The following is a 6,000-nucleotide window of genomic DNA, read 5'->3' on the forward strand; positions in this document are numbered from 1 at the left end:
GCAGTCGCAGTGCACGCCGGGAAGGCGGGTATCTTCTGTCGCGTGCATGCCATCTCTGGCGGGAAAGAATCTGGCAGAGGTGCTGTGGGCGGCGCAAGAGTGCCGACCGTGCCTTCTGTGCGGCTGTTGCGGCCATGGGTGGGCTTGCGGCGCAGTGCATGATCAAACCGAATCCTGGTCCGGACCATTCTCGTGGGAAGGTGCGCACTCCTGACAACGCCCTTTCACGACAACCCTGTTGGCTCCGCTCGCACGGCCCACCGGGGAAGGCGGCGGTCGAGCCGGAATTCGCCGGGGATTCGACGGCGGGCCGGAGGGGATGCCGGGGAACATCGCTTCAGAGTTCCGGTCGCCGCCCGTAGATTTTTGGCCATGAACAACACGAACACGCAGCTCAGCGTCCCTTCTTCGGCTCCGTCCCGCACCACGGCCGCCACGCCCGCCGCCGCAAACGCGGTCCTGCGGGTTCCGCCCGCGTCCCCCGCCGCGGCCGCCGCGTACTTCGGCGCGAGCCTCGCCTTCCACGCCGACGTGTCCGACGTGGCCTCGGCGCTCGCCGCGGACGCCGACCCGGGCTTCGTGGTCGTCGACACCCGCTCCACCGCCTCCTGGGACCAGGGACACGTCCCCGGCGCCCTCCACCTGCCGACCGCCCTCGTCCCCGAGCGGGCGGAGGCGCTCCTCGACAGGTCGGTGCCGGTCGTCACCTACTGCTGGGGCCCCGGCTGCAACGGCGCGACCCGCGCGGCGCTCGCCCTCGCCCGACTCGGCTTCCAGGTCAAGGAGATGCTCGGCGGCTTCGAGTACTGGGCGCGCGAGGGATTCGAGTTCGAGACGTGGGAGGGCCGCGAGCGGCGCGCCACCGATGCGCTCACCGCTCCGGTCGACGCCGAGGACTGCGGCTGTTGACCGCCCGACCCGGCGGGCCGGAAGAATTCACGTGCGCCACGGAGCCCCGGCCTCCACCATGGACAGTCATGCCACGACTGCCCTCACCCACGCCCGCCCAACTCCGCCGTGATCCGCTCCCGTTGCGTGGACGCACCGCCCTCGTCACCGGGGCCAGCCGACGCGGAGGCATCGGATACGCCGTCGCCCGGCGGCTCGCCGCGTACGGCGCCGGGGTCTACCTCCACCACCACGTCCCGCACGACGCGGCGATGCCCTGGGGCGCCGACCGGACGGAGGACGTCGTCGCCGGGGTCCGCGAGGCGCTCGGCGACCCGGACGCGCCGGTCGTCGCCGGGCCCGGCGACCTGACGGAGCCCGACGCGCCGGCCGATCTCATCGGGACGGCCGCCGCGGCGCTCGGCGGCCGTCTCGACATCCTCGTCGCCAACCACGCGCTGAGCGGCAGCGACGGATCGCTCCACGAGATCGACGCGGCCATGCTCGACGCGCACTGGGCGGTGGACACCCGCTCCGTGATCCTCCTCGTCCAGGCGTACGCACGGCTGCGCACGCAGTTGCCGGACCGCACCCCGGGCGGCCGCGTCATGATGATGACGTCCGGGCAGGACATCGCGGGCGGCATGCCGGACGAGATCGCGTACGGCCTGCAGAAGGGCGCCCTGGCCTCGGCGACCCGCTCGCTCGCCACCGCGCTGGCCGACCTCGCCACCACGGTGAACTGCGTCAACCCCGGCCCCGTGGACACGGACTACCTCCACGGCGACGCCTACGCGGAGGTCGAGTCCCACTTCCCGGCGGGCCGCTGGGGCATGCCGGACGACCCGGCCCGCCTCATCGCGTGGCTCGCCACGGACGAGGCGGAATGGATCACCGGTCAGGTCATCGACTCGGAAGGCGGCTGCCGACGCTGAGCCCCGCGCTCAGAGCCGGGACAGCTCCTCCACCAGGTCGTCCAGGCCCAGGGGGCCCTGCGACAGCGCGGCCATGTGCCACGCCTTGGCGTCGAACGCGGCACCGTGCCGCCGCCGCGCGTTCTCCCGGCCCAGCAGCCAGGCACGCTCGCCCAGCTTGTAGCCGATGGCCTGGCCCGGAATGGTGAGGTAGCGGGTCATCTCGCTCGCCACGTAGTCCGTGGGGCGGCTGCAGTGCGCGTCGTAGAACTCCTGGGCGAGGTCCGGCGTCCAGCGCTCACCGGGGCGGAAGGGGGAGTCCGCGGGGATCTCCAGCTCCAGGTGCATGCCGATGTCGACGATGACCCGCAGCGCGCGCATCATCTGCGCGTCGAGATAGCCGAGCCTGCGCTCGGGGTCGGTGAGGAAGCCGAGCTCGTCCATCAGCCGCTCCGCGTACAGCGCCCAGCCCTCGGCGTTGGCGCTGACGATGCCGACAGTGGCCTGGTAGCGGGACAGGTTCTCCGCCACGTGCGCCCACTGGGCGAGCTGGAGGTGGTGGCCCGGCACGCCCTCGTGGTACCAGGTGGAGACGAGGTCGTAGACCGGGAAGCGGGTCTCGCCCATCGTCGGCAGCCAGGTGCGGCCCGGCCGCGAGAAGTCCTCGGACGGACCGGTGTAGTAGGGGGCCGCCGCACCACCGGGCGGGGCGATGTGGGACTCCACCTTCCGCACGCGCTCGGCGAGTTCGAAGTGCGTGCCGTCCAGGGCGCCGATCGCCTCGTCCATCAGCTCCTGCAGCCAGACCCGGACCTCGTCCACGCCCTCGATGTGCGCACCGTGCTCGTCCAGGTGGGCGAGCGCCACCCACGGCGTGGCCGCGCCCGGCAGGATCTTCTCGGCCTCGGTCTTCATCTCGGCGAGCAGCCGGTGGAACTCCGACCAGCCGTACGCGTATGCCTCGTCGAGGTCCAGGTCGGTGCCGTTGCACTCGCGTGAGAGGCGGGCGTAGCGCTCGCGGCCCACGATGTCGGGGGCGCCCTCGATCGCGGGTGCGTAGACGTCCCGCATCCAGTCGCGCAGCGCCACGACCGACGCGGTGGCGGCCACGGCGGCGGCGTCCAGCTCGGTGCGCAGCGCGTCCGGTCCCGCGGCCGCGAAGGTCTCGAACCAGCCGCGCCCGCTCGGGTCGTCGCCGGTTTCCCCCGCCCACTCGGTGAGCTGTCCGATGAACGTGTCGGTGGGGCGCGGCGGCCCGAACAGCTTGCGCTCCAGGCCGAGTTCCAGCGAGGCCCGGTACCCTTCGAGTGCGGTCGGCACGGCGCGCAGCCGCTCGGCGATCGCGGCCCAGTCGTCCTCCGTGTCCATGGGGGACAAGGTGAAGATCTCCCGCACCTGATGCGGCATCGTGTGCAGATTGCCGACCGCGCGCAGCCCTTCGTCGGCCTCGTGCACGGCCAGCTGTGCGGTGAGCCGCTCGCGCAGCAGCCGTCCGCAGCGGCGCTCGGACTCGCTGTCCGCGCCGGGCCTGCGCTCCGCCTCGTCCAGCCGGGCCAGGGTCGTGCGCGCCAGCCGGGCGACGGCCTCCTGGCCCGCGGGGGAGGTGTCGGGGAGCCTGCGGTTGCTCTCCTCGACACCGAGGTAGGTGCCCGTGATGGGGTCGAGGGCGATGAGCTCGTCGACGTAGGCGTCGGCGACGGCGCGGGGCAGGGGGCCGGTGTTCGGATGCGGCTTCTCGGTGACTGACATGCGGACATCCTCGTACGCGCGACCGGTGCGCGTCACCATGATTCACTCGGCGGATCCTGCGCCGGGTCGGCCGCGGCGTCGGGCGGCAGCAGCGGGCCGCACGCCCACTGCTGGAAGATCAACCGGGTCTCGACGCGCGCCACTTCGCGCCGGGCGGTGAACTCGTCGAGGACGAGCCGCTGCAGGTCCGCGGGCCCGGCGACCGCCACGTGCACCAGAAAGTCCTCGGGGCCCGTGAGATGGAAGAGCGAGAGCGACTCGGGCAGGGCCCTGACGCGCTCCACGAAGGGGCCGACGAGATCCCTTCGGTGCGGCCGGACCTGCACGGAGAGGAGCGCTTCGAGCCCGCGGCCGAGCTTCGCCGGGTCGAGCCTCAGCTGGTGTCCGAGAATCACCCCGGAACGCCGCAGCCGCGTCACCCGGTCGAGACACGTGGACGGCGCGACCCCGACCTGCGCCGCCAGGTCCCGATAAGTGGTCCGGGCATCGTTCTGCAGCACGCGCAATATGTGGAGATCCACCGGGTCCAGTGCGACAGAATCGGCCATCGGCCGAACGTAGCACGGGGTGCGGGCCCAAGGCCCGGGGTGTTGTTCAGCCTGTGCGGCATGGAAGCGAACACCGGGACAGCGCCGCACACACCCTCCGTCGGCAGCACCCCTCCCTCGCGCGCCCTGGCCACCGAAGCGGTGCACGCGGGGCGGGACGATCTGGCCGAACTGGGCCTGCACGCCCCGCCGATCGACCTCTCCACGACCTACCCCTCCCGCGACAGCCGGGCCGAGGCCGCCCGCATCGACGCCTTCGCCGCCGAAGGGATCGTCGACGACGGGCCGCCGGTCTACGCCCGGCTCGGCAACCCGACCGTCGCCCGCTTCGAGACCGCCCTCGCCCGCCTCGAAGGCACCGAGAGCGCGGTCGCCTTCGCGAGCGGCATGGCGGCGCTGACCGCGGTGCTTCTCGTACGGGGATCCGCGCGCCTGCGCCACGTCGTGGCCGTCCGGCCGCTGTACGGCTGCAGCGACCACCTGCTCACCGCGGGGCTCGTCGGCACCGAGGTGACCTGGGTGGACCCGGACGGCATCGCCGACGCCATCCGTCCCGACACCGGACTGGTGATGGTCGAGTCGCCCGCCAACCCGACCCTCGCCGAACTGGACCTGGCCGAGGTGGCCCGCGCGTGCGGCACGGTGCCGTTGCTCGCGGACAACACCTTCGCGACACCCGTGCTGCAGCGGCCCGCCGAGAGCGGCGCCCGTCTGGTGCTGCACAGCGCCACCAAGTACCTGGGCGGGCACGGCGACGTCCTCGGCGGGGTCGTCGCGTGCGACGAGGAGCTCGCGCGTGGCCTGCGCCAGGTCCGGTTCGCCACCGGCGGGGTGCTGCATCCGCTCGCCGGATACCTGCTGCTGCGCGGCCTGTCCACCCTCCCGGTCCGGGTGCGCGCGGCCTCGGCGAACGCGGCGGAACTGGCCCGCCGCCTCGCCGCCGACCCGCGCGTGGACCGGGTCCACTATCCGCGGATGGGCGGCGCCATGGTCGCCTTCGAGGTGCACGGCGACCCGCACGGGGTGATCGCCGGTGTACGGCTGATCACCCCGGCGGTCAGCCTCGGCAGCGTCGACTCGCTCATCCAGCACCCGGCGTCGATCAGCCACCGCGTGGTGGACGTGACGGACCGGCGCTCGGCAGGGGTGAGTGACCGGCTGCTGCGCATGTCGTGCGGTCTCGAGGACGTCGAGGACCTCTGGCACGACCTGGACCGGGCGCTGGGCCCCGTGCCGGTCACCGTTTCGGCCCCGGCGGCCGTAGGGACCGTCAGCGCTGTGCCCGCTGCGGATGTTCGGGGCGGTCTTCGGGACGCCGCGCGTGGTCGTACGGCAGCCGCGAACTGACCGGTGTCGCGTCGAGGCGGGCCGTGATCACCAGCGTGCCCTCCTCGATCTGGTAATCGAGCGGCAGACCGAGCCCGCGCATCGCGGCCACCATTCCGGTGTTGGACGCCTGCGTCACCGCGTACACGCTCTCGCAGCCCGCCTCGACCGCCATCGTCACCAGGCGGCCGAGCAGCTGGCTGCCGATGCCGCGGCGCTGCCACTCGTCCTCGACGAGCAGCGCGACCTCGGTCTCGTCGCCGTCCCAGAGGAGATGGCCGATGCCGACGATCCGCCCGGACGCGGTGCGCACCGCGAGGGTGCGCCCGAACCGGGGGCTCAGGAGGTGGTTGAGGTAGCGGTCGGCGTCGTGCACCGGGCCGTGGTACCGCTTGTCCAGGGTGCGGGGCGAGCAGCGCTCATGCATGGCCTTGGCGGCCTCGACGTCGGAGGTGTCGGCCCGCCGCACGGTGATGGAGTTGCCCTCGGGAAGCGTCAGGACGTCCTGGCTGTGCGGGATGCGCGGGCCGAGCCGCGTGTCGAGCTCCACGAGGGCCCGCGCGCGGGCGAACTCC

6 protein-coding genes are annotated in these 6,000 nt (G+C 72.9%); 3 read left to right on the plus strand and 3 right to left on the minus strand.

Annotation, left to right across the window (positions count from 1 at the left end; all coding sequences use genetic code 11):
* The first annotated feature begins 372 nt into the window (after positions 1-372).
* The gene (locus AOK03_RS20345; protein ID WP_055566734.1) at positions 373-909 is read left to right on the plus strand and encodes a rhodanese-like domain-containing protein; all 537 of its coding nucleotides are present in this window, start codon (positions 373-375) and stop codon (positions 907-909) included.
* A 68-nt stretch (positions 910-977) separates the two neighbouring features.
* Positions 978-1,823, plus strand: coding sequence for an SDR family oxidoreductase (locus AOK03_RS20350; RefSeq protein WP_055566735.1), 846 nt, complete (start codon positions 978-980; stop codon positions 1,821-1,823).
* 9 nt (positions 1,824-1,832) lie between these two features.
* On the opposite strand, the gene AOK03_RS20355 is transcribed toward AOK03_RS20350, so the two are convergent.
* Together AOK03_RS20355 and AOK03_RS20360 are read right to left on the minus strand one after the other, a co-directional pair.
* Positions 1,833-3,551 carry a DUF885 domain-containing protein gene (locus AOK03_RS20355; RefSeq protein ID WP_055566745.1) on the minus strand — a complete coding sequence of 573 codons (1,719 nt, stop codon included), beginning with the start codon at positions 3,549-3,551 and terminating at the stop codon, positions 1,833-1,835.
* 32 nt (positions 3,552-3,583) lie between these two features.
* Positions 3,584-4,099 (minus strand): Lrp/AsnC family transcriptional regulator, encoded by a 516-nt coding sequence (locus AOK03_RS20360; RefSeq protein WP_055566736.1) that lies wholly within the window; start codon positions 4,097-4,099, stop codon positions 3,584-3,586.
* 60 nt (positions 4,100-4,159) lie between these two features.
* Here AOK03_RS20360 and AOK03_RS20365 point away from each other — a divergent pair, with 60 nt between their 5' ends.
* Positions 4,160-5,446 (plus strand): trans-sulfuration enzyme family protein, encoded by a 1,287-nt coding sequence (locus tag AOK03_RS20365; protein ID WP_079074849.1) that lies wholly within the window; start codon positions 4,160-4,162, stop codon positions 5,444-5,446.
* On the opposite strand, the gene AOK03_RS20370 is transcribed toward AOK03_RS20365, so the two are convergent.
* Positions 5,370-6,000, minus strand: a 631-nt coding sequence (locus tag AOK03_RS20370) for a GNAT family N-acetyltransferase (RefSeq protein WP_157869015.1), incomplete at its 5' end; no start/stop codon positions are given. The genes AOK03_RS20365 and AOK03_RS20370 overlap by 77 nt on opposite strands.

The organism is Streptomyces atriruber (assembly GCF_001418325.1).
Classification (GTDB): domain Bacteria; phylum Actinomycetota; class Actinomycetes; order Streptomycetales; family Streptomycetaceae; genus Streptomyces; species Streptomyces atriruber.

Bases quoted from the DNA above. Each gene is read 5' to 3' on its own strand.
- AOK03_RS20365 (WP_079074849.1), top strand. From the start codon at position 4,160: ATGGAAGCGAACACCGGGACAGCGCCGCACACACCCTCCGTCGGCAGC.
- AOK03_RS20360 (WP_055566736.1), bottom strand. From the start codon at position 4,099: ATGGCCGATTCTGTCGCACTGGACCCGGTGGATCTCCACATATTGCGC.
- AOK03_RS20355 (WP_055566745.1), bottom strand. From the start codon at position 3,551: ATGTCAGTCACCGAGAAGCCGCATCCGAACACCGGCCCCCTGCCCCGC.
- AOK03_RS20345 (WP_055566734.1), top strand. From the start codon at position 373: ATGAACAACACGAACACGCAGCTCAGCGTCCCTTCTTCGGCTCCGTCC.
- AOK03_RS20350 (WP_055566735.1), top strand. From the start codon at position 978: ATGCCACGACTGCCCTCACCCACGCCCGCCCAACTCCGCCGTGATCCG.